This window comes from Sphaerisporangium cinnabarinum (assembly GCF_055567015.1).
In genome coordinates this window covers 101,276-127,405 of the sequence record NZ_JBVHRG010000004.1, presented here as the reverse complement: position 1 = coordinate 127,405, position 26,130 = coordinate 101,276, and the positions used below count along the sequence as shown (strand labels likewise).

Annotated in this window: 26 protein-coding genes; 6 read left to right on the top strand and 20 right to left on the bottom strand. The window is 73.9% G+C overall.

The genetic code is table 11. From position 1 onward, the window contains the following. Positions 1 to 48 precede the first annotated feature (48 nt). Entirely contained in the window at positions 49 to 702 is a 654-nt protein-coding gene (locus ACZ4MO_RS07840; protein ID WP_499278699.1) for a hypothetical protein, read from the top strand. 10 nt (positions 703 to 712) lie between these two features. After that, positions 713 to 1,789 carry a non-homologous end-joining DNA ligase gene (gene ligD, locus ACZ4MO_RS07835; RefSeq protein ID WP_175008602.1) on the top strand — a complete coding sequence of 359 codons (1,077 nt, stop codon included), beginning with the start codon at positions 713 to 715 and terminating at the stop codon, positions 1,787 to 1,789. A 30-nt stretch (positions 1,790 to 1,819) separates the two neighbouring features. On the opposite strand, the gene ACZ4MO_RS07830 is transcribed toward ligD, so the two are convergent. The 11 genes from ACZ4MO_RS07830 to pdxT all read right to left on the bottom strand — a co-directional run bounded on the left by ACZ4MO_RS07830 (position 1,820) and on the right by pdxT (position 13,978). Next, positions 1,820 to 2,926: an ATP-dependent DNA ligase gene (locus tag ACZ4MO_RS07830; protein ID WP_175008603.1), complete on the bottom strand. Its 1,107-nt coding sequence runs from the start codon at positions 2,924 to 2,926 to the stop codon at positions 1,820 to 1,822. 71 nt (positions 2,927 to 2,997) lie between these two features. Then, positions 2,998 to 5,340, bottom strand: coding sequence for a RelA/SpoT family protein (locus ACZ4MO_RS07825; RefSeq protein WP_074807188.1), 2,343 nt, complete (start codon positions 5,338 to 5,340; stop codon positions 2,998 to 3,000). Between the two features lie 74 nt (positions 5,341 to 5,414). After that, positions 5,415 to 6,020, bottom strand: coding sequence for an adenine phosphoribosyltransferase (locus tag ACZ4MO_RS07820; protein WP_175008604.1), 606 nt, complete (start codon positions 6,018 to 6,020; stop codon positions 5,415 to 5,417). Beyond that, positions 6,017 to 7,135: a protein translocase subunit SecF gene (secF, locus tag ACZ4MO_RS07815; RefSeq protein WP_043651870.1), complete on the bottom strand. Its 1,119-nt coding sequence runs from the start codon at positions 7,133 to 7,135 to the stop codon at positions 6,017 to 6,019. Before secF ends, ACZ4MO_RS07820 begins: the two co-directional genes overlap by 4 nt. Beyond that, on the bottom strand, positions 7,135 to 9,132 hold the full coding sequence (gene secD / locus ACZ4MO_RS07810; RefSeq protein ID WP_175008605.1) for a protein translocase subunit SecD: 1,998 nt from the start codon (positions 9,130 to 9,132) through the stop codon (positions 7,135 to 7,137). The genes secF and secD overlap by 1 nt, the downstream gene beginning before the upstream one ends. Positions 9,133 to 9,213: 81 nt before the next feature. After that, on the bottom strand, positions 9,214 to 9,672 hold the full coding sequence (gene yajC / locus ACZ4MO_RS07805) for a preprotein translocase subunit YajC (RefSeq protein WP_021483634.1): 459 nt from the start codon (positions 9,670 to 9,672) through the stop codon (positions 9,214 to 9,216). A 189-nt stretch (positions 9,673 to 9,861) separates the two neighbouring features. Next, positions 9,862 to 10,938, bottom strand: a complete 1,077-nt coding sequence (ruvB, locus tag ACZ4MO_RS07800; RefSeq protein ID WP_175008606.1) for a Holliday junction branch migration DNA helicase RuvB — start codon at positions 10,936 to 10,938, stop codon at positions 9,862 to 9,864. A 2-nt stretch (positions 10,939 to 10,940) separates the two neighbouring features. Next, positions 10,941 to 11,573, bottom strand: a complete 633-nt coding sequence (gene ruvA / locus ACZ4MO_RS07795; protein WP_175008607.1) for a Holliday junction branch migration protein RuvA — start codon at positions 11,571 to 11,573, stop codon at positions 10,941 to 10,943. Positions 11,574 to 11,770: 197 nt separating this feature from the next. Then, positions 11,771 to 12,340, bottom strand: a complete 570-nt coding sequence (gene ruvC / locus ACZ4MO_RS07790) for a crossover junction endodeoxyribonuclease RuvC (RefSeq protein ID WP_074806198.1) — start codon at positions 12,338 to 12,340, stop codon at positions 11,771 to 11,773. Between the two features lie 207 nt (positions 12,341 to 12,547). Beyond that, a complete protein-coding gene (locus ACZ4MO_RS07785; RefSeq protein WP_053370897.1) occupies positions 12,548 to 13,309 on the bottom strand; it encodes a YebC/PmpR family DNA-binding transcriptional regulator in 762 nt (253 codons plus the stop codon). Between the two features lie 6 nt (positions 13,310 to 13,315). Further along, entirely contained in the window at positions 13,316 to 13,978 is a 663-nt protein-coding gene (gene pdxT, locus ACZ4MO_RS07780; protein ID WP_175008608.1) for a pyridoxal 5'-phosphate synthase glutaminase subunit PdxT, read from the bottom strand. Between the two features lie 85 nt (positions 13,979 to 14,063). On the opposite strand from pdxT, the gene ACZ4MO_RS07775 reads away from it, so the two are divergent. Next, positions 14,064 to 14,735 (top strand): hypothetical protein, encoded by a 672-nt coding sequence (locus ACZ4MO_RS07775; protein WP_186810407.1) that lies wholly within the window; start codon positions 14,064 to 14,066, stop codon positions 14,733 to 14,735. Positions 14,736 to 14,741: 6 nt separating this feature from the next. Here ACZ4MO_RS07775 and ACZ4MO_RS07770 read toward each other — a convergent pair whose 3' ends face one another. From ACZ4MO_RS07770 to ACZ4MO_RS07730, 9 genes are all read right to left on the bottom strand, one after another. Beyond that, complete coding sequence (locus ACZ4MO_RS07770; RefSeq protein ID WP_175008609.1) at positions 14,742 to 15,305, bottom strand: NUDIX domain-containing protein; 564 nt, start codon at positions 15,303 to 15,305, stop codon at positions 14,742 to 14,744. A gap of 59 nt (positions 15,306 to 15,364) precedes the next feature. Continuing rightward, positions 15,365 to 16,306, bottom strand: coding sequence for a pyridoxal 5'-phosphate synthase lyase subunit PdxS (gene pdxS, locus ACZ4MO_RS07765; protein WP_034652135.1), 942 nt, complete (start codon positions 16,304 to 16,306; stop codon positions 15,365 to 15,367). A 190-nt stretch (positions 16,307 to 16,496) separates the two neighbouring features. Beyond that, positions 16,497 to 17,147 (bottom strand): hypothetical protein, encoded by a 651-nt coding sequence (locus tag ACZ4MO_RS07760; protein WP_175008610.1) that lies wholly within the window; start codon positions 17,145 to 17,147, stop codon positions 16,497 to 16,499. Then, a complete protein-coding gene (locus tag ACZ4MO_RS07755) occupies positions 17,144 to 18,355 on the bottom strand; it encodes a glycosyltransferase (RefSeq protein ID WP_175008611.1) in 1,212 nt (403 codons plus the stop codon). The genes ACZ4MO_RS07760 and ACZ4MO_RS07755 overlap by 4 nt, the downstream gene beginning before the upstream one ends. Continuing rightward, positions 18,352 to 19,332, bottom strand: coding sequence for a phosphatidylinositol mannoside acyltransferase (locus ACZ4MO_RS07750; RefSeq protein ID WP_114553007.1), 981 nt, complete (start codon positions 19,330 to 19,332; stop codon positions 18,352 to 18,354). Before ACZ4MO_RS07750 ends, ACZ4MO_RS07755 begins: the two co-directional genes overlap by 4 nt. Next, positions 19,332 to 20,000: a phosphatidylinositol phosphate synthase gene (gene pgsA, locus ACZ4MO_RS07745; RefSeq protein WP_114553008.1), complete on the bottom strand. Its 669-nt coding sequence runs from the start codon at positions 19,998 to 20,000 to the stop codon at positions 19,332 to 19,334. The genes ACZ4MO_RS07750 and pgsA overlap by 1 nt, the downstream gene beginning before the upstream one ends. After that, positions 20,000 to 20,638: an HIT family protein gene (locus ACZ4MO_RS07740; protein WP_499278694.1), complete on the bottom strand. Its 639-nt coding sequence runs from the start codon at positions 20,636 to 20,638 to the stop codon at positions 20,000 to 20,002. The genes pgsA and ACZ4MO_RS07740 overlap by 1 nt, the downstream gene beginning before the upstream one ends. A 6-nt stretch (positions 20,639 to 20,644) precedes the next feature. Next, on the bottom strand, positions 20,645 to 22,675 hold the full coding sequence (gene thrS, locus ACZ4MO_RS07735) for a threonine--tRNA ligase (protein ID WP_186810408.1): 2,031 nt from the start codon (positions 22,673 to 22,675) through the stop codon (positions 20,645 to 20,647). Between the two features lie 127 nt (positions 22,676 to 22,802). After that, positions 22,803 to 23,018: a hypothetical protein gene (locus ACZ4MO_RS07730; RefSeq protein ID WP_175008612.1), complete on the bottom strand. Its 216-nt coding sequence runs from the start codon at positions 23,016 to 23,018 to the stop codon at positions 22,803 to 22,805. 183 nt (positions 23,019 to 23,201) lie between these two features. Here ACZ4MO_RS07730 and ACZ4MO_RS07725 point away from each other — a divergent pair, with 183 nt between their 5' ends. Genes ACZ4MO_RS07725 through ACZ4MO_RS07715 form a run of 3 tightly spaced genes read left to right on the top strand, consistent with a single transcriptional unit; the run spans position 23,202 to position 25,151 of the window. After that, positions 23,202 to 23,669 carry an XRE family transcriptional regulator gene (locus ACZ4MO_RS07725; RefSeq protein WP_175008613.1) on the top strand — a complete coding sequence of 156 codons (468 nt, stop codon included), beginning with the start codon at positions 23,202 to 23,204 and terminating at the stop codon, positions 23,667 to 23,669. Continuing rightward, a complete protein-coding gene (locus ACZ4MO_RS07720; protein ID WP_175008614.1) occupies positions 23,662 to 24,066 on the top strand; it encodes a hypothetical protein in 405 nt (134 codons plus the stop codon). The genes ACZ4MO_RS07725 and ACZ4MO_RS07720 overlap by 8 nt, the downstream gene beginning before the upstream one ends. Then, entirely contained in the window at positions 24,063 to 25,151 is a 1,089-nt protein-coding gene (locus ACZ4MO_RS07715; RefSeq protein WP_175008615.1) for a DUF6545 domain-containing protein, read from the top strand. The genes ACZ4MO_RS07720 and ACZ4MO_RS07715 overlap by 4 nt, the downstream gene beginning before the upstream one ends. Positions 25,152 to 26,130: the final 979 nt, after the last annotated feature.

Here is a 26,130-nt window from a genome sequence, read left to right as displayed (position 1 = left end):
GGGCGCCGGCCCTTCCGCGTCCCCACCGCCGTGCGGCACGGTTGAGGCGTGCCCGCAGCCACGACCGTGCCCGACCACGCCGTACCCGACCACCCCACGGGACTCGGCCCCGCAGCCGCGCTCGCGCACCTGCTCCGGGTCGAGGAGCCGGAGGTGGGCCTGCTCGTCGCGCCGGAGGACGTCGGCGGGTCGGCGGCCTTCCAGGAGCTCGTCCGGAGCGGCGCCGTGCGTCGGCAGTGGGGCGACGTCGCCGCCCCGGCGAGCGTGCCCGTCACCCCCACGCTGCGGGCGCTCGCCGTCCGCGACCTCGTCCCGCGCGGCACGGTGCTCGCGGGCGCGGCGGCCGCGTGGGTGCTGTGCGGCTCCGCGCCGCCCCGCGTGCTCGACGTCGTCCACCCGCCCGGTCGGCACCGGCCGGCGCCGCACCAGGGCCGGGCCGCGCGGCAGGCGCACGTGCTGCGCGACGAGACGAACCTCGTCGCGGGCGTCCTCGTGACGTCGGTCCTGCGGACCGCGCTCGACGTCGCCTCGCGGTGCGAGCCGGTGCAGGCGCTGAGCACCCTGCGTCGGCTGGAGGCTGTCTGCGGGCTCGACGCCCGCACGGCGGCGCGGTCGCTCGAGCTGCGCCACCGGTGGCCCGGCCGGTCGCAGGCGCGACGCACCCTCGCGCTCCTGCTCGCCGGGGCCGACGACCCGGTCTAGGTTGGTCGGCATGGCCGCAGCCACGACACCCCCCGTGGAGCTCGACGTCCGAGGACGGACCGTGCGCGTCACGAGCCCGGACCGCGTCGTCTTCCCCGCGCGCGGGCTCACCAAGCTGGACGTCGTGCAGTACTTCCTCGACGTGGGCGACGGCATCCTCGGCGCCCTGGTCGACCGCCCGACGACGCTCGAGCGCTGGCCCAAGGGCGTGTTCGAGGGCGCGCGCATGAGCACGCGCACGGACAGCACCGGCGACGCGTTCTACCAGAAGCGCATCCCGAAGGGCGCGCCGGACTGGGTGCAGACCGCGCGCATCGCGTTCCCGAGCGGACGCACCGCCGACGAGGTGTGCCCGACCGAGCTCGCCGTCGTCGCCTGGGCGGCCAACCTCGGCACCCTGACGTTCCACCCGTGGCCCGTGCGCGGCGGCGACGTCGAGGCGGTGGACCAGCTGCGCATCGACCTCGACCCCCAGCCGGGCACGGACTTCGACGACGCCGTGCGCGTCGCGCCGCACCTGCGCGAGGTCCTCGACGAGCTCGGCCTCCCCGGCTACCCCAAGACGTCGGGCGGCCGCGGGATCCACGTGTTCGTCCCGGTCGCGCCCGAGTGGGACTTCGTGGCCGCGCGCCGCGCGACGATCGCGATCGGTCGTGAGCTCGAACGCCGTCTGCCGGACCAGGTCACCACCAAGTGGTGGAAGGAGGAGCGCGGCGCCAAGATCTTCGTCGACTACAACCAGATGGCGCGCGACCGCACGATCGCGTCGGCCTACTCGATCCGCTCCAACCAGCGCGCGACGGTGTCCGCTCCCCTGCGCTGGGAGGAGCTCGGCGACGTCCACCCGGACGACTTCGACGTGCTGTCGATGCCCGCGCGCCTCGCCGCGGCGGGCGACCTCTTCGCACCCCTGCGCGCCGACCGGGAGGACCCGGGCGCGTCGCTCGAGCCCGCCCTGGAGCTGTCCCGGCGTGACGAGGCCGAGCACGGGCTCGGGGACCTCCCCTACCCGCCCGAGTACCCGAAGATGCCCGGCGAGCCCAAGCGCGTCCAGCCGAGCAAGGACCGGGACCGCGCGCGGGACTGACGCGGTGCGCGGGCTCGGGGGCGCGCGGCGTCAGGCCACGCCGGGCGCCCCGGGCAGGATGCCTGTGAGGTCGTAGCGCACCGGCTCCTCGAGCTGCTCGTAGGTGCACGATGCCGGGTCGCGGTCCTCGCGCCAGCGCCGGAACTGCGCGGTGTGCCGGAACCGGGAGCCCTCCATGTGGTCGTAGGCGACCTCGAGCACGCGCTCCGGACGCAGCGGCGTGAACGACAGGTCCTTGCCCGAGCTCCAGCGCGACACCGCACCCGGCATCCGCTCCCCCGCGGGGTTCTCCCACCCGGACCACGGGTGCGCGTCCGCGTCCGGCGTGCCCGGCTCGACGACGAGCGGCGCGAGCTCGGCGACCAGCGCGGCACGGCGCGCTGTCGGGAACGACGCGGCGACGCCGACGAACTGGAGCTGGCCCGCGTCGTCGTACAGGCCGAGCAGGAGCGAGCCGAGCAGCGGCTTCGTGGGGGTCGACGTCTTGTGCAGGCGGTACCCCGCGAGCACGACGTCCGCCTCGCGGCCGTGCTTGATCTTGAGCATCGCCCGCTTGTTCGGCTGGTACGTGCCGTCGAGCGGCTTGGCGACGACGCCGTCCAGCCCAGCCCCCTCGAACGTGTCGAACCACTCCCGCGCCACGGCGACGTCGCGCGTGCGGGGCGTGGCGTGCACGGCCGGGCCGTCCAGGCCCAGCGAGTCGAGCACCTCCTGCCGCCGCGCGAGCGGTGCGCGCGTGAGGTCCTCGTCGCCCAGCGCGAGCACGTCGAACACGACGAGCGCCGCGGGGGTCTGCTCCGCGAGCAGCCGCACGCGCGACGCAGCCGGGTGGATGCGTTGCTGGAGCACCTCGAACTCGAGACGCCCGTCGCGCGCGACGACGATCTCGCCGTCGACCACGCACCGGGGCGGCAGCGCCGCCCGCACCGCCTCGACGACCTCGGGGAAGTAGCGGTCCATGGGCCGCGCGTTCCTGCTGTCGAGCCGCACCTCGTCGTCGTCGCGGTACACGATCGCGCGGAAGCCGTCCCACTTCGGCTCGTACACGTACCCGCCGTCGACGGCGTCGGGCTCGGGCACGGTGGGCACGGACTTCGCGAGCATGGGCAGCACGGGAGGCATGACGGGCAGGTCCATGTGCCGATGCTGCCACCGGGCCTGCCGCCCTGCGCGGCGTGGTGGCCTCGGTCAGCGTGCCGGCCGCGGCCTCAGGCGGGGAGCTGCGCCGTCTCGGCGGCCTTCGTCCCCGTGATGCGGTAGACGTCGAACACGCCGTCGACCTTGCGGACCGCGCTGAGGACCTGCGCGAGGTGCGCGGGCTCCGCCATCTCGAAGACGAAGCGCGACATCGCCACGCGGTCGTTCGAGGTCGAGACGGTCGCCGAGAGGATGTTCACGTGGTTGTCCGACAGGACGCGCGTCACGTCGGAGAGCAGGCGCGCACGGTCGAGCGCCTCGACCTGGATCTGCACGAGGAACATCGCGTTGCTGCCCGTGGTCCACGAGACGTCGACGATCCGCTCGGGCTGGTTGCGCAGCCCGACGACGTTCGCGCAGTCCGCGCGGTGCACGCTCACGCCCTGCCCGCGCGTGACGAACCCGATGATCTCGTCGCCCGGGACCGGCGTGCAGCACTTCGCGAGCTTGACCCAGATGTCGTCGACGCCCTTGACCATGACGCCCGGGTCCCCCGTGCGCACGCGGCGCGCGGTGTGCCCGGGACGGGCGGTCTCGGCGACGTCCTCGACCGTGCCCTCCTCGCCGCCCATCGCCTGGACGAGCTTGGAGACGACGTTCGCCGCCGACACCTGGCCCTCGCCGATCGCCGCGTACAGCGCGGTGACGTCCGCGAAGCGGAGCTCGTTGGCGAGCGCGACGAGCGACTCGTGCGACAGCAGGCGCTGGATCGGCAGGTTCTGCTTGCGCATCGCCTTGGCGATCGCGTCCTTGCCGTGCTCGACGGCCTCCTCGCGACGCTCCTTGGAGAACCACTGCCGGATCTTGTTGCGCGCCCGCGGGCTCTTGACGAACGCGAGCCAGTCGCGGCTGGGCCCCGCGTTCTCGGACTTCGACGTGAGGACGTCGACCGAGTCGCCGTTCTCGAGCGTCGAGTCGAGCGGGACGAGCCGGCCGTTGACCCGCGCACCCATCGTCCGGTGCCCGACCTCGGTGTGCACCGCATAGGCGAAGTCGACCGGCGTCGAGCCTGCCGGCAGCGCCATGACGTCGCCCTTGGGGGTGAAGACGTAGACCTCCGCGCCGCCGATCTCGAAGCGCAGGGAGTCGAGGAACTCGGCCGGGTCGGCCGTCTCGCGCTGCCAGTCCACGAGCTGGCGCAGCCACCGCATGTCGTTGGCCGCGGCGTCGTCCTTCGCCGTCTTGCCGCCCGACTTCGCGGTCTCCTTGTACTTCCAGTGCGCCGCGACGCCGTACTCCGCGCGCCGGTGCATCTCGTGCGTGCGGATCTGGATCTCGACCGGCTTGCCGCCCGGCCCGATGACCGTCGTGTGCAGCGACTGGTACATGTTGAACTTCGGCATCGCGATGTAGTCCTTGAACCGCCCCGGCACGGGGTTCCACCGCGCGTGCAGCGCGCCGAGCGCCGCGTAGCAGTCCCGGACGCTGTCCACCAGGACGCGCGCGCCGACGAGGTCGTAGATCTCCGCGAAGTCGTGGCCGCGCACGATCATCTTCTGGTAGATCGAGTAGTAGTGCTTCGGCCGACCGGTGACGGTCGCCTTGATCTTCGCGCTGCGCAGGTCGGCCGTGACCTGCTCGCGCACGACGGCCAGGTACTCCTCGCGCGCCGGCGCGCGCTCGGCGACGAGGTGGACGATCTCGTCGTACACCTTGGGGTACAGGGCCTGGAACGACAGGTCCTCGAGCTCCCACTTGATCGTGTTCATGCCGAGGCGGTGGGCGAGCGGCGCGTAGATCTCGAGGGTCTCGCGCGCCTTGCGCCCTGCCGACGACGACGACACGTACTTCCAGGTGCGGGCGTTGTGCAGGCGGTCGGCGAGCTTGATGACGAGCACGCGGATGTCGCGCGCCATGGCGACGACCATCTTGCGCACCGTCTCGGCCTGCGCCGCGTCGCCGTACGTCACCTTGTCGAGCTTGGTCACGCCGTCGACGAGCATGGCGATCTCCTCGCCGTACTCCTCGGTGAGCTGCGCGAGCGAGTAGTCGGTGTCCTCGACCGTGTCGTGCAGCAGCGCGGCGGCGAGCGTCGACCCGTCGAACCCGAGCTCGGCGAGGATCGTCGCGACCGCGACGGGGTGCGTGATGTACGGGTCGCCGCTCTTGCGCAGCTGGCCGCGGTGGGCGCGCTCGGCGGTCTCGTAGGCGCGCTCGATGACGCTGAGGTCCGTGCGGGGGTGGTTGGTGCGGACCGCCTGGAGCACCGGCTCGAGCGCCGGGCTGCCCGCGTTGGGGCGCGCGCCGAAGCGCACGAGGCGGGAGCGGACGCCGCGCCCGCCCGAGCCACCGGTGCCGGAGGTCGGGGCGCCCGCGCGCTCAGGAGCGCGCGACGTCCGGGTGTTCTCGCTCATGCGCGCCTCCTTCCGCAGGGCGGCGGCCGCCGGCACGATACCGGCGACCAGCCGAGACGACCGGAGTGGCAATCCTACGACTCGACGTGGACCAGCGTGGCCACCTCGCGGCCCGCGAGCCGCTCGCGGCCTCCCAGACCCTCGAGCTCGAGGAGGAACGCCAGGCCCACCACGACGCCTCCCCCGCGCTCGACGAGCTCGGCGCCCGCGGCCGCCGTGCCCCCGGTCGCGAGCACGTCGTCCACCACGAGAACACGCGCACCCGGGGGCAGTGTTCCCGACCGGAGCTCGATCGTCGCGGTGCCGTACTCGAGGTCGTAGGTGACGGTGTCCGTCGGCGGCGGGAGCTTGCCCGCCTTGCGCAGCGGCACGAACCCCACGCCGAGGTGCGTCGCGAGCGGCGCCCCGATGAGGAAGCCGCGCGCCTCCATGCCCGCGACGAGGTCGACCCCGCCCGCGGCGCGCGCCACGTCGCCGAGCGCCTCGACCACGTGGCCGAAGGCGTCGCCGTCGGCCAGCAGGCCGGTGATGTCCCGGAAGACGATCCCCGGCCCCGGGTAGTCCGGGACGGCGCGGACGAGCTCGAGCACGCGCGAGGCGCGCTCGGGGCCGAGGCCGGCGAGGTGGACGGCGCGCAGGCCGCCCGCCTCGCCGGCCGTCACGTGACCGGGTGCCGTCATCGGGGACGACGGCGGCGCGGCTGCGCCTTGTTGCCCTGGTGCGCGCCCGGCTGGAGCTGGCGGTGCCCCGCCCCGACGCCGGCCGCCGCGAGCGCGGCGTCCTCCTCGTCGCCCGCGACCTCGGCCCGCTCCGCGCGCAGCGCGAGGACCTTGGCCGTGTGCTCCTGGATCGGCTTCTCGCGCTCGCGCAGCGCGACCTCAAGCGGCGTCGCGAGATACACCGACGAGTACGCGCCGACGGCCATGCCGACGAACAGCGCGAGCGCGATGTCGCGCAGGGTGCCCGCGCCGAGGAGGAACGCCCCGATGAAGAGGATGCCCGCGACGGGGAGCAGCGCGACGACGGACGTGTTGATCGAGCGCACGAGCGTCTGGTTGATCGCGAGGTTCGCCCGCTCGGCGTACGTGCTGCGCGTCTGGTCGAGGACACCCGCGGTGTTCTCACGGACCTTGTCGAAGACCACGACCGTGTCGTAGATCGAGTACGCGAGGATCGTCAGGAGCCCGATCACCGTCGCCGGCGTGATCTCCCAGCCGATCGCCGCGTAGATGCCCACCGTGACGATCAGGTCGTGGAACAGGGCGATGACCGCGGCGAGCGCCATGCGCCAGTTCCGGAAGTAGATCGTCATGACCAGGCTCACGAGGAGCAGGAAGACGACGAGGCCGACGATCGCCTTCTGGGAGACGTCCTTGCCCCAGGTCGGGCCGATGTACGAGCTCGTCACCTCCCCCTCGGACACGTCGTACGCGCTCGCGAGCTCGACGGCGACCTGCTCGACCTGCGCGTTGCTGAGCTCCGCCGTCTGCACCCGCACGGTGCTGGAGCCCACCGAGGTGACGCGCGGCACCTCCTCGGGGGCGACCGCCGCGACGGCGTCGAGCGCGGGCTGCTGCGAGGTGTCGGAGACGCCGGAGACGGTGAACTCCGACCCGCCGCGGAACTCGATGCCGAGGTTGAGCCCGTCACCGGCGATCCGGACCCCGATGATGCCGAGGGACAGGACGACCAGGACGAGCGCCACCACGAAGTAGGCACGCCGCTTGGCGACGATGGCGTAGGACCGGCGGCCCGTGTACAGGTCGTTGCCCCACTGGGCGAAACCGCTGGCCATCAGTGCTTCTCCTCGTTCTCGTCGCCTGCCGCGTCAGCGGCCGGGGACCCGTCGTCGCCGTCCGCGGAGGCGGCGGCTCGCCGCTCGGCCGCGCGGCGCTCCGCGATGGTCATGCGCGGACCGTCGGACCGGCCCACGCCCGCGCCGACCGTCTCCCGCACGGGCGCCGCGCGCTCGGGCGTCGGGGCGTCCTGCACGGGCGCGTCCTCGACGACGGCGTCGCCGGCCGCGGGGGCCGTCGAGGTCGCGCCGACGACACGACCGCGACCTGCGTACCGCGGACCGCGCACACCGAGGCGCCGCGGGTCGAGGCCCGACGCCGGGTGGCCGTTCGCGAAGAACTTGGTCCGGGCGAGGAGCTGCATGAGCGGGTGCGTGAACAGGAACACCACGATGAGGTCGACCAGGGTGGTCAGGCCGAGCGTGAACGCGAAGCCGCGCACGCCGCCGACGGCCAGGTAGTACAGCACCACCGCGGCGACGAAGTTCACCGCGTCCGAGGCGAGGATCGTGCGGCGGGCGCGCTGCCAGCCCTTCTCCACCGCGGAGTTCAGCGTCCGGCCGTCGCGCAGCTCGTCGCGGATGCGTTCGAAGTACACGATGAACGAGTCCGCGGTGATACCGATCGCGACGATGAGCCCCGCGACGCCGGCGAGCGACAGGCGGTACCCGATCGTCCACGAGAGCACCGAGATCACGCCGTACGACACGACGGCCGCGATGCCGAGCGACGCGACGGTGACCAGGCCGAGCACGCGGTACTGGAAGAGCGAGTAGATGACGACCAGCAGCAGACCGATCGCGCCCGCGAGCAGACCCTTCTCGAGCTGCTCGGAGCCGAGCGTCGCCGAGATCTGCTCCTGGCTCTGCACCTCGAACGTCAGCGGGAGCGAGCCGAAGTTGAGCTGGTTCGCAAGCGTCGCCGCGCTGTCGCGCGTGAAGCTGCCCGAGATCTCGGCCTTGCCGTCGGGGATCGCGACCTGCGAGACGGGCGCCGAGATGACGAGGCCGTCGAGGACCATCGCGAACTGGTTCTGCGGCGACGGCAGCGTCGTGAGACGCGTCGTGACGTCACGGAAGGCCTTGGTGCCCTCGGAGTCGAACTCGATGTTGACGACCCACTCGTTGGTGACGACGCCGTTCTGCCCGACGCGCAGGCCGGAGCTCGCGTTCGAGATGTCGGTGCCCTCGATCTCGACCGGGCCCAGGATGTACTTGGCCGTGCCGTCGTCGGCGCACGAGACGAACGCGCTGTCGGTCGGTCCGCTGTCGCCGCCCACGAGGTTCTCGGGGAGCGTGCAGTCGAGCGCGTCGAACTGCGCCTGCAGCTCCGGCGTGATCTGCGCGAGGTCGCTGGGGTTCTCCGGGCGGGTCGTCTCCGGTGCCGGGTCCGTCGTGGCGTCGTCCGCCGGGGCGTCCGTCGCTGCGTCGGCCGCCGGGTCCGTGCCGTCCTCGGCCGCGGGGTCCGTCGCGCCGTCGGTGGCCGCGTCCGCGGACTCCGTCGCGTCCGGGGCGTCCTCGGCCGTGGCGTCCTCGCCCGCGGCCGGGTCGGTGGACTCGTCAGCGGGCGTCGCCGTCGGCATGCCGACGGAGAGCACGGGGCGGAAGCGCATCTGGGCCGAGGTGCTGACGAGGTCGATGGTCTCCTGGGACGGCTGCCCCGGGATGCCGACGACGATGTTGTTGCGGCCCTGGCTCGTGATCTCGGCCTCGGACACACCCTGCGCGTCGATGCGCTGGCGGATGACGTTGATCGCCTGGTTGATGTCCTCGGCCGTCGGCTGCGAGCCGTCGGTGGTGACGGGCTGCAGGATGATCTGCGTGCCACCCTCGAGATCGAGCGCGAGGCCCGGGGTGAGGCTCGCCCCGCCCGGGTTGTCCTCGGTCTTCGGGTCGAGCTTCGTGCCCGCGAAGAGGGACCCGAAGAGGACGACGATGAGGATTCCCAGGGTGACGAGGGTCCGTACGGGCCTCGCTCGTGTGCTGCTGGTGGCCAACTGTCCGTCTCTTCTCGTGCGTGTGCGGTGGGCCTCGCGGCCCACCGCGTCAGGCCGGTCGCGGCAGCGACCGGCATAGGGTCACTTGATGTCGGTGCCGTCGTCCCGGCGTCCGCGGTCCTTCTCCGACCGGTCGTCGGTCAGACCGGAGAGGTCGTCGGGCACGACGAGGTCGTCGACGTCGCCCTTCGTGGTGGTCCCGGCGTCGGCGCCGGCGGTGCCGTACTCTGCCGCGTCCTCGGACGCGTCGTCCGCCGTCGTCTCCTCGGTCTCCTCGACCGGGGGCTCGACGAGCTTGGCGATCGCGGCGCGCAGCCACCGGGACTGGTTGCCCGGCGTCGACTCGATGGTGATGACGTCGGCTTCGTCATCGACGTCGACGACCGTGCCGAACATGCCCGAGCCCGTCATCACCTCCTGCCCGGGGGCGAGGGTCGCCCGGAAGTTCTGGGCCTCGCGCTGCTGCTTGCGGGTGCGGCTGGTCATGAGGAACATCGCACCCGCCGCGAGGGCGAGGATGAGGATGAAGCTGATATCCATGACGGAGTCTCGTGTCCTGTTCTGTGCGGGATCTGCGCGCAGTCTAGGCGTGCGCGCACGGTTCACCAACGAGCCGTCTCGCCGCGGAGTTCCGCCCGCTCGGGTCCCGACCATTCTAGGACCACCCGCGGAGCGCCTGTGACCGCCGTCACGGAGCGCTCCCGCGGGCCCGTGACCGCCGGCGTCGCCTCAGGCGTCGAAGAGCGTGCCGCCCTCGCGCGGCGGGGTGAGCCCGAGGTGCGTCCAGGCGGCCGGGGTCGCGACGCGGCCTCGCGGCGTCCGCCCGATCAGGCCCTCGCGCACGAGGTACGGCTCGGCGACGGTCTCGACCGTCTCCGCCTCCTCGCCCACCGTCACCGCGAGCGTCGTCAGGCCCACGGGACCGCCGTTGAAGCGCGTGCACAGCGCGGTGAGCACCGCCCGGTCGAGCCGGTCGAGGCCGATCGGGTCCACCTCGTAGACCTCGAGGGCTGCGCGCGCAGCCGCGAGGTCCATGGTCCCGTCACCGCGCACCTGCGCCCAGTCGCGCACGCGCCGCAGCAGGCGGTTCGCGATGCGGGGCGTGCCGCGCGAGCGGCCCGCGATCTCACGGGCGGCGTCCGGGTCGAGCGCGACGCCGAGCAGGCCGGCCGAGCGCGTCAGCACGCGCTCGAGCTCGTCGCCCGAGTAGAAGTCCAGGTGCCCGGTGAAGCCGAACCGGTCGCGCAGCGGCGCGGGCAGGAGCCCTGCGCGCGTCGTCGCACCGACCGCCGTGAACGGCGGGAGCGAGAGCGGGATGGCGCTCGCCCCGGCCCCCTTCCCCACGACGACGTCGACGCGGAAGTCCTCCATCGCCATGTAGAGGAGCTCCTCGGCCGGTCGCGCGAGCCGGTGGATCTCGTCGATGAACAGGACCTCGCCCTCCTCGAGCGAGGACAGCACCGCCGCGAGGTCGCCGGCGTGCTGGATCGCCGGACCGGACGTCACGCGGAGCGACGTGCCGAGCTCCGCGGCGATGATCATGGCGAGCGTCGTCTTGCCGAGCCCGGGCGGGCCCGACAGGAGCACGTGGTCGGGCGCGCTCCCCCGCGCGAGCGCAGCCTGGAGCACGAGCGACAGCTGGTCGCGCACGACGGCCTGGCCGACGAACTCCTCCAGCCGGCGCGGGCGCAGCGCGGCCTCGGCCGCGCGCTCGAGGTCGTCCGCGCCCGCCGCGACGATGCGCTCCGACGAGAACGTGCCGTCCCCGCCGAGGTCGTCGAGACCCACCTGGTCGAAGGTCGCCATCGTCAGCTCCTCGGCCCGCCGAGCACCCGCAGCGCGGCGCGCAGCGCACCCGCCACGTCGGGCGCCTCGACGACGTCGACGCCCGCCTCGGCGAGCACGGTGGACACCGCGTCGTCCGCGGCCTTGAGGTTCCAGCCGAGCCCGACGAGCGCCTCGACCACCTGGTCGCGGCGGTCGTCCGGACGCGCCGCCGCCGAGGCGGTCGACCCCGCGTCGGGGGCGTCGGAGCCCGTGGGCGGGCCGAGCTTGTCGCCGAGCTCGAGCGCGATCCGCTGCGCACCCTTGTTGCCGATACCCGGGACGCGCACGAGCGCGGCGATGTCGGCGCCCGCGACCGCACGGCGCAGGCCGTCGGGCGTGTGCACGGCGAGCATCGCGAGCGCGAGGCGCGGACCGACGCCGCTCACGGTCTGGACGGTCTCGAAGACGGCGCGCTCGTCGTCGTCGGCGAAGCCGTAGAGGGTGAACGAGTCCTCGCGCACGACGAGGCTCGTCGCGAGGCGCGCCGTCTCCCCGACGCGCAGGGCGGCGAGCGTGGCGGGCGTGGCGTGGACGAGGTAGCCCACTCCTCCGACCTCGAGCACGGCGCGGTCGAGCTGGACGCTCGCCACGACACCGCTCAGGGACGCGATCACGCAGGCTCCTCTTCCGGCCGGCACCGCCGACCTGGTCCGATGGTCCGCCGGCCCGAGGACCGCCGTCGGGCCGCGCGCCGAGGGGCGCGTCGAACACCCGTACGACCGCGGTCACTCTAGCAAGGGCCGCCCACCCGCCGACCGACCGACACGGACCACCGGCGCGGCCACGGGCACGACCACCGCCACGGCCGCCTCTAGCGCGGCGCGCGGCGTCCCTTCGCCGCGTGCTCCGCGGCCGCCCAGGCGCGCTGCGCGGGCGTCAGCTCGTGGCGCTCGCCACCCTGCAGGGCGCCCGCCGGGCGCCACAGGTGGCAGATCGCGAGCGCGAGCGCGTCCGCCGCGTCCGCGGGCTTCGGCGGCTCCGCCAGGCCGAGGATGCTCGCGACCATGCGCTGGACCTGCTCCTTGCCGGCGCGTCCGCTCCCCGTGACCGCGGCCTTGACCTCCGACGGCGTGTGCAGCGCGACGGGGACGCCCCGCTTCGCCGCCCCGACCATCGCGATCCCCGCGGCCTGCGCGGTGCCCATGACCGTCCCGACGTTGTGCTGCGCGAACACGCGCTCGACCGCGACGACGTCGGGCACGTGCTCGTCGAGCCACGCGTCGAGCCGCTCCGCGACCCGCAGCAGCCGCAGGTCCACGCTCAGCTCCGGGTCCGTCCGGATCACCCCGACGGCGACGAGCTCGGCCCGCCGCCCCCGCGCGGAGTCCACCACCCCGACACCGCACCGGGTCAGCCCAGGATCCACTCCGAGAACGCGCACCCCCCGACCCTTTCACGTGAACGGCACGGACCGGCCGTGCCACGCGGTCCGGCGACGGACCAGCCAGCGGTGGGGCCGGGAGGTCGGTGCGCGGTCGTGGCGGGCCTGGCGGGAGCGGCGCGAGGAACGAGCGCCGCGGATGGTAGACCGCGCGCCGACCTCCCGGCCGCACCGCGACCCGACCACCCGGAGGCGACCCGAGCCGGGTCAGTCGTCGTTCTCGAGCTCCGCCATGACCTCGTCCGACGCGTCGAAGTTGGCGTAGACGTTCTGCACGTCGTCGCTGTCCTCGAGCGCGTCGATGAGGCGCAGGATCTTGCGCGCGCCCTCGGCGTCGACCTCGACCTCCATGGACGGGTGCCAGATCGAGTCGGCGGAGTCGTACTCGATCCCCGCCTCCTGGATGGCGCTGCGCACGGCGACGAGGTCGCTCGCCTCGGAGAGCACCTCGATGACCTCGCCGGAGTCGGTGACCTCCTCGGCCCCCGCCTCGAGCGCGGCGAGCATGACGTCGTCCTCGGTCACGCCGTCGGCCTTCGGCACGACGACGAGGCCCTTGCGCGAGAAGAGGTAGGACACGGAGCCCGGGTCGGCGAGGTTGCCCCCGTTGCGGCTGAACGCGAGGCGGACCTCGGAGGCCGCGCGGTTCTTGTTGTCGGTGAGGCACTCGACCAGGACGGCGATGCCGTTCGGGCCGTAGCCCTCGTACATGATCGTCTGGTAGTCGACGGCGTCGGCGCCCGTGCCCGACCCGCGCTTGACGGCGCGGTCGATGTTGTCGTTGGGGACCGACGACTTCTTCGCCTTCTGGATGGCGTCGAACAGCGTCGGGTTGCCCGCGGGGTCACCGCCGCCCGTGCGCGCCGCGACCTCGATGTTCTTGATGAGCTTCGCGAAGAGCTTGCCGCGCTTGGCGTCGATGGCCGCCTTCTTGTGCTTGGTCGTGGCCCACTTGGAGTGCCCTGACATGCGTTCCTACCCCTTCGCGATTCTGACGAACAGCTCGTGCACGCGCGCGTCCCCGGAGATCTCCGGGTGGAACGAGGTGGCGAGCAGCGATCCCTGCTGGACTGCGACGATCCTACCGGCGGCGGCCGTCGGGATGCCGGGTGCGCCGTGCTCGGGGATCCGCGCGAGCACCTCGACCCCGGGCCCGGCCTCCTCGACCCAGGGCGCACGGATGAACACGGCGTGCACCGCGTCCCCGTCCCGGCTCGGTCTCGGTGCACGGCCGCGCCCGCCGTCCGACGGCGCCAGACCCGCGAACGCGAGGTCGGTCTCGAACGAGTCGACCTGGCGACCGAACGCGTTGCGCCGGACCGTCACGTCGAGACCGCCGATGGTGCGCTGGTCGGCCGTCCCGCCGAGGATGCGGTCCGCGAGCAGGATCATGCCGGCGCACGAGCCGTAGACGGGGAGGCCCTCGGCGATGCGCGCGCGCAGCGGCTCGTCGAGCTCGAAGATCCGGAGGAGCTTGTCGATGGTCGTCGACTCACCGCCCGGGAGCACGAGCCCGTCGACCGCGGCGAGCTCCTCGGGGCGCCGGACGCCCACCGTGCGGGCGCCCGCGGCCTCGAGCGCCGCGCGGTGCTCGCGCACGTCGCCCTGGAGGGCCAGGACACCGATCGTGATCGTCACGAAGGGGAATGATACGTCGGCGGTCCTCTCCGCCGGTCCGCGCGGTGGGCCTCCGGCCGCGCCCACGGTTGCTAGCCTCGCCGTCGTGACGTACCCGCCCGCCCCCGGTCAGCCCTACCCCGCGCCCGGTCCGGCGCCGTACCCCGGGACCGCGCCCCGGCCCCCGCGCAGCACGCGCGGCGCGACGACGATGATCGTCGTCGGCGCCGTCGTGCTCGTGCTCGCGCTCGTGGCGGGGGTCCTCGGCGTGACGACGTTCGTCCGGGCGCTGCCGACCGGCGTGATCGACGGCGCGGGCCGGCCCGGGTCGGCCGCGCTCGCGTCGGGCGACGTGCCGGGCGAGGCGGAGCTCGCGGCGACGGGCGGCCAGCCGTACAGCGTCTGGGCGGTGGGTCGCGCGGGGTCCTCGGACAGCGCGCTCCTCGACGTCGAGGACGTGACCGTGACCTGCGCCGACGGCGACCTCACGGTGAGCGCCCCGTCGGTGTCCGGCAGCTCCGGCCTGGGCTCCTTCCAGGCGACGACGGTGGCCGAGGTCACGCCGCCCGCGTCCGGGACGTGCACGGTGTCCGTCGCGCAGGGCGCGGCGCCCGCGGGCACGACGTTCGTCGTCACCGAGGGCTGGCGCTTCGGCACGTTCTTCGCGACGCTCGGCGGCACGATCGTGCTGTGGTTCGTCGCGATCGGCGGCGGGCTGCTGGGCGCGGGCCTGCTGGTCGGCGGGATCGTGTGGCGGGTGGTCGCCCGCCGGGCGTAGCGCCGTTCAGTCCGCGCGCGCCGTGCCGAGGTGCCGCGTCACGCCGTCCCACCCGCGCAGCAGCGGCGCGACGAGGTCGGGCAGGCCCTCGGGGAAGACCTCGATCCGGACGCCGCGCAGGTCGTCGAGCGCCCACCAGCGCATCTCGTCGACGACGTCGAGCTCGACGTCCGTCCACCCGTCGCGGCTCAGCCCGCCGTCGCCGTCCACCCCGGCGACGCGCGCGAGGAACAGCACCTCGTCCTGGCGGCAGTGCTGGCGGTAGAAGTCGAAGATCGCGCTGCGCGTGTACACCGGGCCGACGAGCGCGCCCGGGTCGAGGCGCAGGCCCGTCTCCTCGTGGACCTCGCGCAGCGCGGCGTCGACGTCGCTCTCCCCCGGGTCGACTCCCCCGCCGATCGTGAACCACCACGAGCGCTCGGGCTGGTCGACGTCGTGCCCGCGCGCCAGGAGGATGCGGTCCGCGTCGTCGAGGAGCAGCACGCGCGCGCCGCGGCGGAAGTACAGGCCGTCGTCCCCGAGCACCCAGTCGGGTCCCAGGGACGACGGCGCTCCGGCGGCCTCGGCCACGACGGCTCAGCCGTCCGTCGTCGGCACGACGACGGACGGCTGCGACGCGCGGGAGTCCGTCACCAGCCGCGCTCGGCCAGGCGGTGCGGGACGGGGATGTCGTCGACGTTGATGCCGACCATCGCCTCGCCGAGCCCGCGCGAGACCTTGGCGATCACGTCGGGGTCGTCGTAGAACGTCGTGGCCTTGACGATGGCTGCCGCGCGCTGGGCGGGGTTGCCGGACTTGAAGATGCCCGAGCCCACGAACACGCCCTCGGCGCCGAGCTGCATCATCATCGCGGCGTCGGCCGGGGTCGCGATCCCGCCGGCGGTGAACATGACGACCGGGAGCTTGCCGGTCGCCGCGACCTCCTTGACGAGCTCGTACGGCGCCTGGAGCTCCTTCGCGGCGACGAACAGCTCGTCCTCGGGGAGCGACGTGAGGCGGCGGATCTCCCCGCGGATGGTGCGCATGTGCGTGGTCGCGTTGGAGACGTCGCCCGTGCCGGCCTCGCCCTTGGAGCGGATCATCGCGGCGCCCTCGGTGATGCGGCGCAGCGCCTCGCCGAGGTTGGTCGCCCCGCACACGAACGGGACGGTGAACTGCCACTTGTCGATGTGGTTGGCGTAGTCCGCGGGCGTGAGGACCTCGGACTCGTCGACGTAGTCCACGCCGAGCGACTGGAGCACCTGCGCCTCGACGAAGTGGCCGATGCGCGCCTTGGCCATCACGGGGATGGAGACGGCCTCGATGATCCCGTCGATCATGTCCGGGTCGGACATGCGCGAGACGCCGCCCTGGGCGCGGATGTCGGCGGGCACGCGCTCGAGGGCCATGACCGCGACCGCCCCGGCGTCCTCGGCGATCTTCGCCTGCTCGGGCGTGACGACGTCCATGATGACGCCGCCCTTGAGCATCTCCGCCATCCCCCGCTTGACCTTCGCGGTGCCGACCGCGCCGGCACCCTCCGTGGTCGCGGCGCCCGGGGCGCTCTCGGCAGGGACGTTCTGGTCGGCCACGTTGGTCACCGGTACCTCACACCTTCAGGTCAGGGGAACGTCGCGCGCTCGCGCGCGGACGCCGTCGAACAGGCTCGACGGCACATGCTCCCACGCGCTCCCATCCTATCGCCGGGACGTCCACGGCCTCGGCGCCCGGACCGGCCGGGAGGGGGCCGCCGAGCCCGGTACCGCACGCGAGAGCCGACCCTCAGTCGGCCGTGGCCGCGGAGGCGACCGGCCGCACGAGGACGTCCGGCGCGGCGTCGTCGAGCTCGACCGTGACGGGCATCGGCGCGTGGCCCGCCAGGTGGAACAGGCGCACCCACCACTTGCTGCGCACGCGCAGCGCCTGCGCGACGGCCTCGTTGTGGAAGCGGCGCGCGAGCTGGGCGCGGTACCACGCGGCAGACAGCGTGGCGAGCAGCTCGTCGCCCGCCGGGACCGACCGCACCTCGGCGAGGTCGTCGGCGTCCTCCAGCGCGGAGCGCAGGGTCGCGGTGAGGTCGCTCTCGGCGAGCGCGCGCGACTCCGCCATGCCGCCCAGGAGACGCCGGGGCCGGGGGCCGTCCGGCGGCACGAGGCCGGGCACCTGCTCGCCGAGCCGGCGGGCGTCCGCGTCGTCGTCGAGGACGGCGTGCGCCGCCTCGGCGACCAGGACGGAGCTGGCCGGGTCGAGCTCGCCGGACGCGGCGAGGTCCACGGCGGCCGACGCGCGGCGCACCAGCTGCGCGTCCAGCGCGAGCCGCGACGCCATGACCTTGCGGTGGAGGCGGTCGAGCCGCGACGCGGCGACCCACAGCAGCCAGGCGGCGAGGGCCGCGACCACGAGGACGAGGACGGCGATCTCGGACCAGGTCACGGGTGACCCACCTCCTCCTCACGGACGCGTCCGAGCAGGCGCCCGCCCCGGCGCGAGCGCGGGTCCTCGTGCACGGGGATGACCGCCTCGGACGCCGCGAGCACCATGTCGTACACCGCGGAGACCTGGTCGGTCACCGCGGACCAGTCGAACCGGCGGACGAACTCGGCCGCGCGCGCCCGGTGCTCGGCACGGGCGTCGGGGTCGGCCAGCACGTCGACCACCGCACGGGCCAGCGCCTCGGGGTCACCGACGGGGAACAGCACGCCTGCGGCGCCGTCGTCGAGCACGCGGCGGAACGCGCCGAGGTCGCTCGCGACGACGCACGCCCCGGCGCTCATCGCTTCCACGAGGACGATCCCGAAGCTCTCGCCCCCCGTCTGCGGGGCGATGTACAGATCGACCGAGGCGAGCAGGCTCGCCTTGTCCTCGTCGCTCACGCCGCCGAGGAACTCGACGGACGACGCGTGCGCACCGAGCGCCTCGATCGCGGTGTCCCGGCCGTCGTCGCCCCGGCCGGCGACGAGGAACCGCGCGCCGGGGAGCTGCTCGAGGATCCGCGGGATCGCGGCCGTCAGGACGGGCAGGCCCTTGCGCGGCTCGTCCAGGCGTCCGAGGAACGCGATCGTCGGCGCCTCGGGCGTGCCCTGCCACGCCGGGCTCGGCACGGCGTCGGAGAACGTGTCGACGTACACGCCGTTGGGGATGACGACGGCGTCACCGCCCAGGTGGTCCACGAGCGTGCGCCGCGCGTCCTCCGAGACGGCGATCCGCGCGTCGATCTTCTCCAGGCTCTGCCGCACGAGCGGGTAGGCGACCTGCAGCGCGCGCGAGCGCACGAGCGACGTGTGGAACGTCGCGACGATCGGGCCCTGCGCGATCCAGAGCGCGAGCATGCTCAGCGAGGGCGTCACGGGCTCGTGCAGGTGCAGCACGTCGAACCGCCCGGCGTCGAGCCACCGGCGCACGCGGCCCGCGGTGCGCGGCCCGAACGTGAGCCGCGCGACGGAGCCGTTGTAGCGCACGGGGACCGCGCCGCCGGCGGAGGTGAGGTAGTCCGGGACGGGCGTGTCGTCGTCGGCCGGGGCGAGCACGGAGACCTCGTGGCCCCGCGTTATGAGCGCTTCGGCGAGGTCGCGCACGTGGAACTGCACCCCGCCGGGGGCGTCGAACGAGTAGGGGCACACGATGCCCACGCGCAGGCTCATGCGGCACGCTCCGTGTCCGGGGCCGGCTCGCCCGCCGCGGCGCGCGTGCGCGCGTAGCGGTCGGGGTCGAGGTCGTCGACGAACACCTTCTGGAGCATGTGCCAGTCCTGCGGGTGCTCGCGGATCGCGACGCTCAGCGCGTCCACCCAGGACTGCGTCGCCGCCGCCACCCGCTGGGCGCGCGGGAGGTCCGTCGCGATCTCGACGCGCGGGAAGAAACGGATGACCAGCCCCCAGGGCGAGCCCGCGGCACGACGGCGGTCCCCGTGCAGCCGCTCGTAGAAGATGCCGGCGGGAACGAGCGGCGCGCCCGTGCTCACGGCGAGCGCCGCGGGCCCGGCGGCGACGCGCGCGCGGTGACCGAAGAGGTCGACCTCGACGCCGCGGTGGGTGAGGTCGCGGTCGGCGAGCAGCGGGATGATCTTCCCCGGCCGGCTCGCGCCGCGCACCAGGTCGCGGAAGACGTCGCCGTCGCCGAGCGCGAGGATCTCGAGCCCGAGCGAGGTGCGGAACGCGAGGAACTCCTCGAACAGCTCGTCGGGCTTCAGCCGCTCCGCGACCGTGAGCACGGGCGCGATGTGCGGGGTCGCGTACGCGCCCGCGAGGTCCCAGTTGCCCTGGTGGGACAGCGCGAGGACCGGGCTCCGGTCGCCGTCGAGGTGCACGGCCAGGTGCTCGTAGCCGACGAGCCGCACGCGCGCCTCGACCTGCTCGGGCGTCCACGCGGGGAGCGTGAAGGCCTCCCGGTAGTAGCGCATGTACGACCGCATGCCCGCGCGCGAGAGCCGGCGCAGGGCGCGCGGCGAGAGCCCGGGCCGCACGCGCGCGAGGTTGCGCTCGAGCTGGCGCACTCCCCCGCCGTGCAGCAGCCACGTCACGTCGGCGATCACGTCGAACAGCCCGCGCAGCAGCGGGTCGGGCACCTTGCGCGCGTTGCGCCAGGCGAACGTGAACGCCTTGCCGGCGTCGAGGGCCATCAGCGACCGTCCTCCGTGTCGTCGGTGCGGGGGGCGCTCGTGGCGAGGGCGAGCGCCTGGCGGCGCACCGTCGCGACGCGCTGCACGACCGTCACGGCGCTCGCGAGCGCGAGCAGGCCGAGCACGACGACGAGCACGACGGGCGGCAGGCCCAGGCCGACGAGCCCGGCGGCGACGAGGGCCGCGACGAGGCGGTCGGCGCGCTCGGCGATCCCGACCTGCGCGGTCATGCCGACGCTCTCGGCCCGGGCCCGTGCGTACGGCACGACGGCGCCGAGCGCGAGGCACGCGAGCGCGACGCCGGTCCCCCACGCGGCGAGGTCGGGCGTGAGGCGCGGGTCGTCGGCGCGGACGAACCACAGCGTGAGCCCGACGAACACGGCGGCGTCGGCGAGCCGGTCCAGGGTCGAGTCGAGGAACGCGCCCCACGGCCCCGACCGGCCGGCGCGGCGCGCCATGACGCCGTCGAGCACGTCGGCGAAGGCGCAGACCATGACGACCATGACCCCGGCGAACAGGTGCCCGGTCGGGAAGAGCCACAGGGCGCCGACGACGACGCCGAGCGTCCCCGTGACCGTCACCGCGTCCGGGCTCACCCCGACGCGCAGGAGGAACGCGGCGAGCGGCGTGAACAGGCGCGTGGTGAGCGCGCGCAGGCGACCGAACATCAGGCGTCGTCCCCCTCGCCGGTGGTCGGCCACGCGTCCGCGAGCCGCGCCCGCGTGTCGGCGAGCAGCTCGGGGACGGCCTTCGTCTGCGCGACGATCGGCAGGAAGTTGGCGTCCCCCGCCCAGCGCGGCACGACGTGCTGGTGCAGGTGCGCGGCGATGCCCGCGCCCGCGACCGCGCCCTGGTTCATGCCGAGGTTGAAGCCGTCGGGCGCGGACACCGCGCGCACGACGCGCATGGCCGTCTGCGTGAGGTGCGCGACCTCGACCGACTCGGCCTCCGTGAGGTCCGTGTAGTCGGAGACGTGCCGGTACGGCACGACCATGAGGTGGCCCGGGTTGTACGGGTAGAGGTTGAGCACGACGTACGCGGCCTGGCCGCGCGCGACGACCAGCCCGTCCTCGTCCGTCCGGTCCGGCACGCGGCAGAACGGGCACTGGCCGCGCGAGTCGTCCGCGGGCTTGTCCTGCCCGCCGATGTACACCATGCGGTGCGGCGTCCAGAGCCGGTCCAGGCCGTCGTCGAACCGCGGGTGCTCGTCCGGCGTCTCGACCGTCGCACCGGTCGCGGGGTCGGGTGCGGCGCCCGGCGCGGCCTCGTCGGCCGCGCCGGGCGCCCCCGTGCGCTCGTCGCTCACGCGCCGTCAGACCTGGACGCGGTCGCGCACGGCGGAGACGATCCGCTCGACGGCCTCGGCCACGGGCACGCCGTTGTCCTGGCGGCCGTCCCGGTAGCGGAACGACACGGCGCCCGCCTCGGCGTCCTCGCCGCCCGCGATGAGGACGAAGGGCACCTTGCGCGTGCTCGCGTTGCGGATCTTCTTGCCGAACCGGTCGTCGGAGTAGTCGACCTCCGCGCGGATCCCCTGCGCCTTGAGCTGCGCGACGACGTCGGCCACGTAGTCGTTGAAAGGCTCCGCGACGGGGACCGCGACGACCTGGACGGGCGCGAGCCACGCGGGGAACGCGCCTGCGTAGTGCTCGACGAGGATCCCGAAGAACCGCTCGATCGAGCCGAACAGCGCACGGTGGATCATCACGGGGCGCTGGCGCGTGCCGTCGGACGCCGTGTACTCGAGCTCGAACAGCTCCGGCTCGAAGAAGTCGAGCTGGATCGTCGAGAGCTGCCACGTGCGGCCGATCGCGTCCTTGGCCTGGACCGAGATCTTCGGTCCGTAGAACGCCGCACCGCCCGGGTCGGCGACGAGCTCGAGGCCCGACTCCGTCGCGACCTGACGCAGGACCTCGGTCGCCTCCTCCCACGTCGCGTCGTCGCCCACCGACTTCTCGGGGTCGCGCGTCGAGAGCTCGAGGTAGAAGTCGTCCAGCCCGTAGTCGCGCAGGAGGTCCAGCACGAACGAGAGCAGCGAGCTCAGCTCGCCGCGCATCTGCTCGCGCGTGGTGTAGATGTGCGCGTCGTCCTGGGTGAAGCCGCGGGCTCGCGTGAGCCCGTGCACGACGCCCGACTTCTCGTAGCGGTACACCGTGCCGAACTCGAACAGCCGCAGGGGCAGCTCACGGTACGACCGCCCGCGCGAGCGGTACACGAGGTTGTGCATCGGGCAGTTCATCGGCTTGAGGTAGTAGTCCTGGCCCGCGCGCTTGACGTTGCCGTCGTCGTCGAGCTCCTCGTCCAGGTGCATCGGCGGGTACATGCCGTCGGCGTACCAGTCGAGGTGGCGCGACGTCTGGAACAGGTTCGCCTTGGTGATGTGCGGCGTGCTGACGAACGAGTAGCCGGCCTCCACGTGCCGCTTGCGCGAGTACTCCTCCATCTCCATGCGGATCGTCGCGCCGTTGGGGTGGAACACCGGCAGGCCCGAGCCGATCTCCTCCGGGAAGGAGAACAGGTCGAGCTCGTTGCCGAGCCGGCGGTGGTCGCGCCGCTCCGCCTCCGCGAGCCGCTCGAGGTACGCCTTGAGCTCGTCCTTCGTCGGCCACGCCGTGCCGTAGATGCGCTGGAGCTGCGGGTTCTTCTCGCTGCCGCGCCAGTACGCCGCGGCCGAGCGCATGAGCTGGTAGCCGTTGCCGATCAGGCGCGTGCTCGGCAGGTGCGGGCCGCGGCACAGGTCCTTCCAGACCACCGTCTCGCTCTCGCGCCCGGCGCCGCGCACGTTGTCGTAGATCGTCAGCTCGCCGCCACCGACCTCGACGCTCGCGCCCTCGGTGTCGTCCGTGGTGCCGGAGCCCTTGAGCCCGATGAGCTCGAGCTTGTACGGCTCGTGCGCGAGCTCGGCGCGCGCCTCGTCCTCGGTGACCACGCGGCGACGGAAGGTCTGGCCCTCCCGGACGATGCGCGACATCGCCTTGTCGAGCGCCTTGAGGTCCTCGGGGGTGAACGGCGTCTCGACGTCGAAGTCGTAGTAGAACCCGTCCGTGATCGGCGGGCCGATGCCCAGCTTCGCGTCCGGGTTGACCTGCTGGACGGCCTGCGCGAGCACGTGCGCGGCCGAGTGCCGCAGCACGGCGAGGCCGTCGGGCGAGTCGATCGTCACGCCCTCGACCACGTCGCCGTCCGCGACCGGCGTGTCGAGGTCCTTGAGCTCCCCGTTCACGCGGATGACGACGACGTCGCGACGCGACGCGAACAGGTCCGTGCCCGTCGTGCCCGTCGTCACCGTGGTCTCCTCCGCGTCGAGGGTGATGGTGAGTGGTGACGAGACGACGTCAGACACGTCCGTGCTCCGATCTGTGGCGGGAGGCGCGCGCGGCGCCCGGTCAGGTCCCCCGGTGCCGGGGCGTCCCCGACAGCACGAAGGGCGCCGTCGTGGACGGCGCCCCTCGATCGTACCGACCCGCAGGTCAGTCGTTGGCCTTCTTCGCCCTCTCGGCCAGGGTGTCGACGTGCCGGTCGACGGAGTCCGGGGCCACGGACTTGATCTTCCCCGCGACCTCGTCGATGCGCTCATCGGTCATGAGCTCCTTGGCCTTGTCGATGCGCTCGTCGGTCATGAACTCCTTGGCCTTGCCGAGAAGGTCGCCGAGGCCGCCCCGGTCCTTCGGCGTCTGCTCGCTCATACCGGCTCCCTCGGGGGGTCGTGGTGCGCGCGTCCCGCACCGGGCGGGGCTCGTCCCGCGCCCGCACGGAACGCTACCCGGCCGCACCACGCCGCGCGACGCGGGCACGGGCGGGGGCCCCGCCCGCGAGACCCGCCGACCCGGGCCGGCGCACGCGCGGTCCGAGCCTGCCAGAATCAGCCCATGGACGACGACGTGGCACCCGGGGAGCGCACCGCACGCGTCTTCCGGCACCGGCTCAACGAGCTCTTCGCGCGCGGCCGCGGCGGGCGTCCCGTGACCAACAGGGAGGCCGCCCACTGGATGACGGCGCGCGGCTACTCCATCAACGAGGCGTACCTCAGCGCTCTGCGCGGCGGGCACCGCTCGTCGCCCAGCCTGCGCGTCGTCGAGGGCATCGCCGCGTTCTTCGGGGTGAGCACGGGGAGCCTCGTCGACCCCGAGGAGAGCCCCGACGACCGGCTGCGCGCCGCGCTCGCCGACGAGGGCGTGGAGCAGTTCGCGCTGCGCGCCCAGGGCCTGTCGCCCGAGAACGTCCGCGCCATCATCGAGATCGTCGACCGCGTCCGGAGCCTCGAGCACCTCCCTCCCGTGGCACCCCGCGGCACCCCGCACGGGCACCCTCCTGCCCCGGAGGCCGACCGTGGATGACCTCCTGCGCGCCGCGGGGCTCGATCGCGCCCGCAGCATCGACGAGGCGTGCCGCCTCGTCGCCGCGACCCGCGGCAAGCCCCTCGAGGTCGTCGAGGGCGACCTCGGCCCCGGCGTCACCGGCCTCTGGCTCGCGTTCCCCGAGCGCGACCTCGTCCTCGTCGACGCCCGCCAGACGCTCCCCGGCCCCCACCGCGACCACGTCGTCGCGCACGAGCTCGTGCACGTCCTGGAGTCGACGCGCCCCGGCCCGGCCCCGTCCGCCGCCGGGTGCCGCGACGAGCACGACGACCCCGCCGAGCAGCGCGTCGAGCGGCTCGCGAGCGAGCTGATGATCTCCATCGCGTCGCACGGGAGCTCCGCCGCACGCCTGACGTCCCTCGAGCTCTACCGATGAGCCCCGTGCTCGACCTCGTCGCCACCGCGCTGTTCGCCACCGCCGCCACGTGGACGGCGCTGCGCGCCCGTACGGGCGCCGACACGGCGCTCCCCCTCGGCCTCGCCTTCGTCGCCGTGGCGTCCGCGCTCCGGGTCCCCGCCGTCGCCGAGCTCCTCAAGACGCACGCCCCCGGCGGCACCCACGAGGTCGCCAAGCACGTGGCGCTCGTCGCCGGCTGCCTGTTCGTCGGCGTGTGGGCGTACAGCACGACGACAGGCCACGCCCCGCGGACGCGGTACGTGGCGCTCGCGGCCGGGCTCGTCGGCGGGGCGATGATCGCGCTCGCGGTCGCGAGCGGACCGTGGACGACCCTCGACCTCGACGCCCAGACCTCCGACCGACCGCTCATGTGGTTCTACCGCGCGCTGTACTACGGCACGTTCGTGGCGGCGACCGCGACGTTCGCCGTGTCGTGCGTCCGCACCCGCTCGCGCCGCCCCGTGCGGCTGCGGTGGGGCATGGACGTCGCGGCGGCGGGCGCGCTCGTCGCCGTCGTGTGGGCCGTCGTCAGCTTCGTGGCGCTGCTGCTGCACGAGCCCGGCAGCGCCGAGCCGTACCTCGTCCTCGGCGTGCGCACCCGGTACCTCGTGCTCGCGGCGAGCGTGCTGCTGACGGTCGGCATCGTGGGCCAGCTCGCGTCGTCCGCGGCGTACGCCCGCGAGCGCCGGCGGGATCTCGAGCACCTGCACGCGTTCGTGGTGGCGACCGTCGGCGACGGCGGCCTGCCCGGATCGAGCGCGGCGGTGGACGAGTACCACCGCACCATCGAGATCTTCGACGGCCTCGCCGCGCTCGCGCTGCACTCGCGCCGGGACGACGTGGACCACGTGCGCGTCGCGGTCCCCGGCAGCCCGCGCGAGGTGATCCTCGCCTACCAGCTCCAGGTCGCGGCGACGCGGCGGGCCCGGGGCGACGCCCCGAGCGTCGACCCTGACGACTGGTCGGACCTGCTCGCCGACGACGACGCGCTGCGCCGGCTGGGGCGCGCGCTGCGCGACCGGACGAGCGCGGCGGAGACGACCCGCGTCCTCGCGGGCGTCTGACCCCCCCGCCGCCGGTGCCCGACGCCAAGCTCCCCCTGCGCGCTTGGCCCCGCGCCGGGCCCCGGCCGGCGCGGCTCAACCTACAGACAGACGCCGGGAGAAGCAACGTGCCTGACAGTTGAAGACTCAACGGTCCCGGAGCGCGCGGAGCGGACGTCTCGCGATGGCGGTCGCTCGCGGCGGCATCTCCGGAGCGACGATGCCAGGCCCGTGTCGACGGCGACCGGCGGCCCCTCCGTGCCCCCTGCGCACGGAGGAGGAGCGAACGTCCGCACGGCCTCCTGAGGACCGCGAGAACGACCACCGGGGCCGTCGCGTCAACGCTGCGGCGGGTGCGCTCGGCGCGATACCGAGCACGTTCTCCGGTCTTGCGAGCACTGTGCACGGCGTCGGGGCACCGCGCAGACTGGACGCCTGTCCAGGACCTGTCGTGCGGCGCTCACTTTCCGGGCACGGAGGCGTCTCCGGGATCGCTTCGTCCCGTTTCGTCACGGACGAGCACCCCTGAGCAGCAGTTCTCGCCGGTCCCGGCAGCCCCAGATTTCACCCGCTCGACGCGTCGCCGCCGAAGCGCTGGGAACCGCGCCCGCGGAAGTCGATGTGCTCCAGCGCCGCGACGATGCGCTCGGCCGCACACCCGTCGCCCTGGAGATCGCGTGCCTGGACAGCGCGCGGTGGCCTCGGGGCGGGTGAGCAGCCGGGTGACGGAGTCGACGAGCGAGGTCGCGCGCCGGGGGCTCGACCCGGACCAGGCGGTCGTCGGGCTGATGGACGCGGCCGGACGGCTCTCCCCCGGCACCCTGCGGACATCGGCACGCGAGCAGGGACCGGGCGCCGTCGAGCAGGCGTCGGGGCGGCGACCGCACCGGGTGCCCCCGCGGAACTCCGGGCCGACTGGGCGTCACCGAGGCGGATCCCCGAGTCGTCGCCGCACCAGAGACACGAAAGAGGCCGCCTCCGCGGGTGCGGGGACGGCCTC

Bases quoted from the DNA above. Each gene is read 5' to 3' on its own strand.
- ligD (WP_175008602.1), top strand. From the start codon at position 713: ATGGCCGCAGCCACGACACCCCCCGTGGAGCTCGACGTCCGAGGACGG.
- ACZ4MO_RS07830 (WP_175008603.1), bottom strand. From the start codon at position 2,926: ATGGACCTGCCCGTCATGCCTCCCGTGCTGCCCATGCTCGCGAAGTCC.
- ACZ4MO_RS07825 (WP_074807188.1), bottom strand. From the start codon at position 5,340: ATGAGCGAGAACACCCGGACGTCGCGCGCTCCTGAGCGCGCGGGCGCC.
- ACZ4MO_RS07820 (WP_175008604.1), bottom strand. From the start codon at position 6,020: ATGACGGCACCCGGTCACGTGACGGCCGGCGAGGCGGGCGGCCTGCGC.
- secF (WP_043651870.1), bottom strand. From the start codon at position 7,135: ATGGCCAGCGGTTTCGCCCAGTGGGGCAACGACCTGTACACGGGCCGC.
- yajC (WP_021483634.1), bottom strand. From the start codon at position 9,672: ATGGATATCAGCTTCATCCTCATCCTCGCCCTCGCGGCGGGTGCGATG.
- ruvB (WP_175008606.1), bottom strand. From the start codon at position 10,938: ATGGCGACCTTCGACCAGGTGGGTCTCGACGACCTCGGCGGGGACGGC.
- ACZ4MO_RS07785 (WP_053370897.1), bottom strand. From the start codon at position 13,309: ATGTCAGGGCACTCCAAGTGGGCCACGACCAAGCACAAGAAGGCGGCC.
- ACZ4MO_RS07755 (WP_175008611.1), bottom strand. From the start codon at position 18,355: ATGAGCCTGCGCGTGGGCATCGTGTGCCCCTACTCGTTCGACGCCCCC.
- ACZ4MO_RS07750 (WP_114553007.1), bottom strand. From the start codon at position 19,332: ATGGCCCTCGACGCCGGCAAGGCGTTCACGTTCGCCTGGCGCAACGCG.
- pgsA (WP_114553008.1), bottom strand. From the start codon at position 20,000: ATGTTCGGTCGCCTGCGCGCGCTCACCACGCGCCTGTTCACGCCGCTC.
- ACZ4MO_RS07730 (WP_175008612.1), bottom strand. From the start codon at position 23,018: ATGAGCGAGCAGACGCCGAAGGACCGGGGCGGCCTCGGCGACCTTCTC.
- ACZ4MO_RS07725 (WP_175008613.1), top strand. From the start codon at position 23,202: ATGGACGACGACGTGGCACCCGGGGAGCGCACCGCACGCGTCTTCCGG.
- ACZ4MO_RS07715 (WP_175008615.1), top strand. From the start codon at position 24,063: ATGAGCCCCGTGCTCGACCTCGTCGCCACCGCGCTGTTCGCCACCGCC.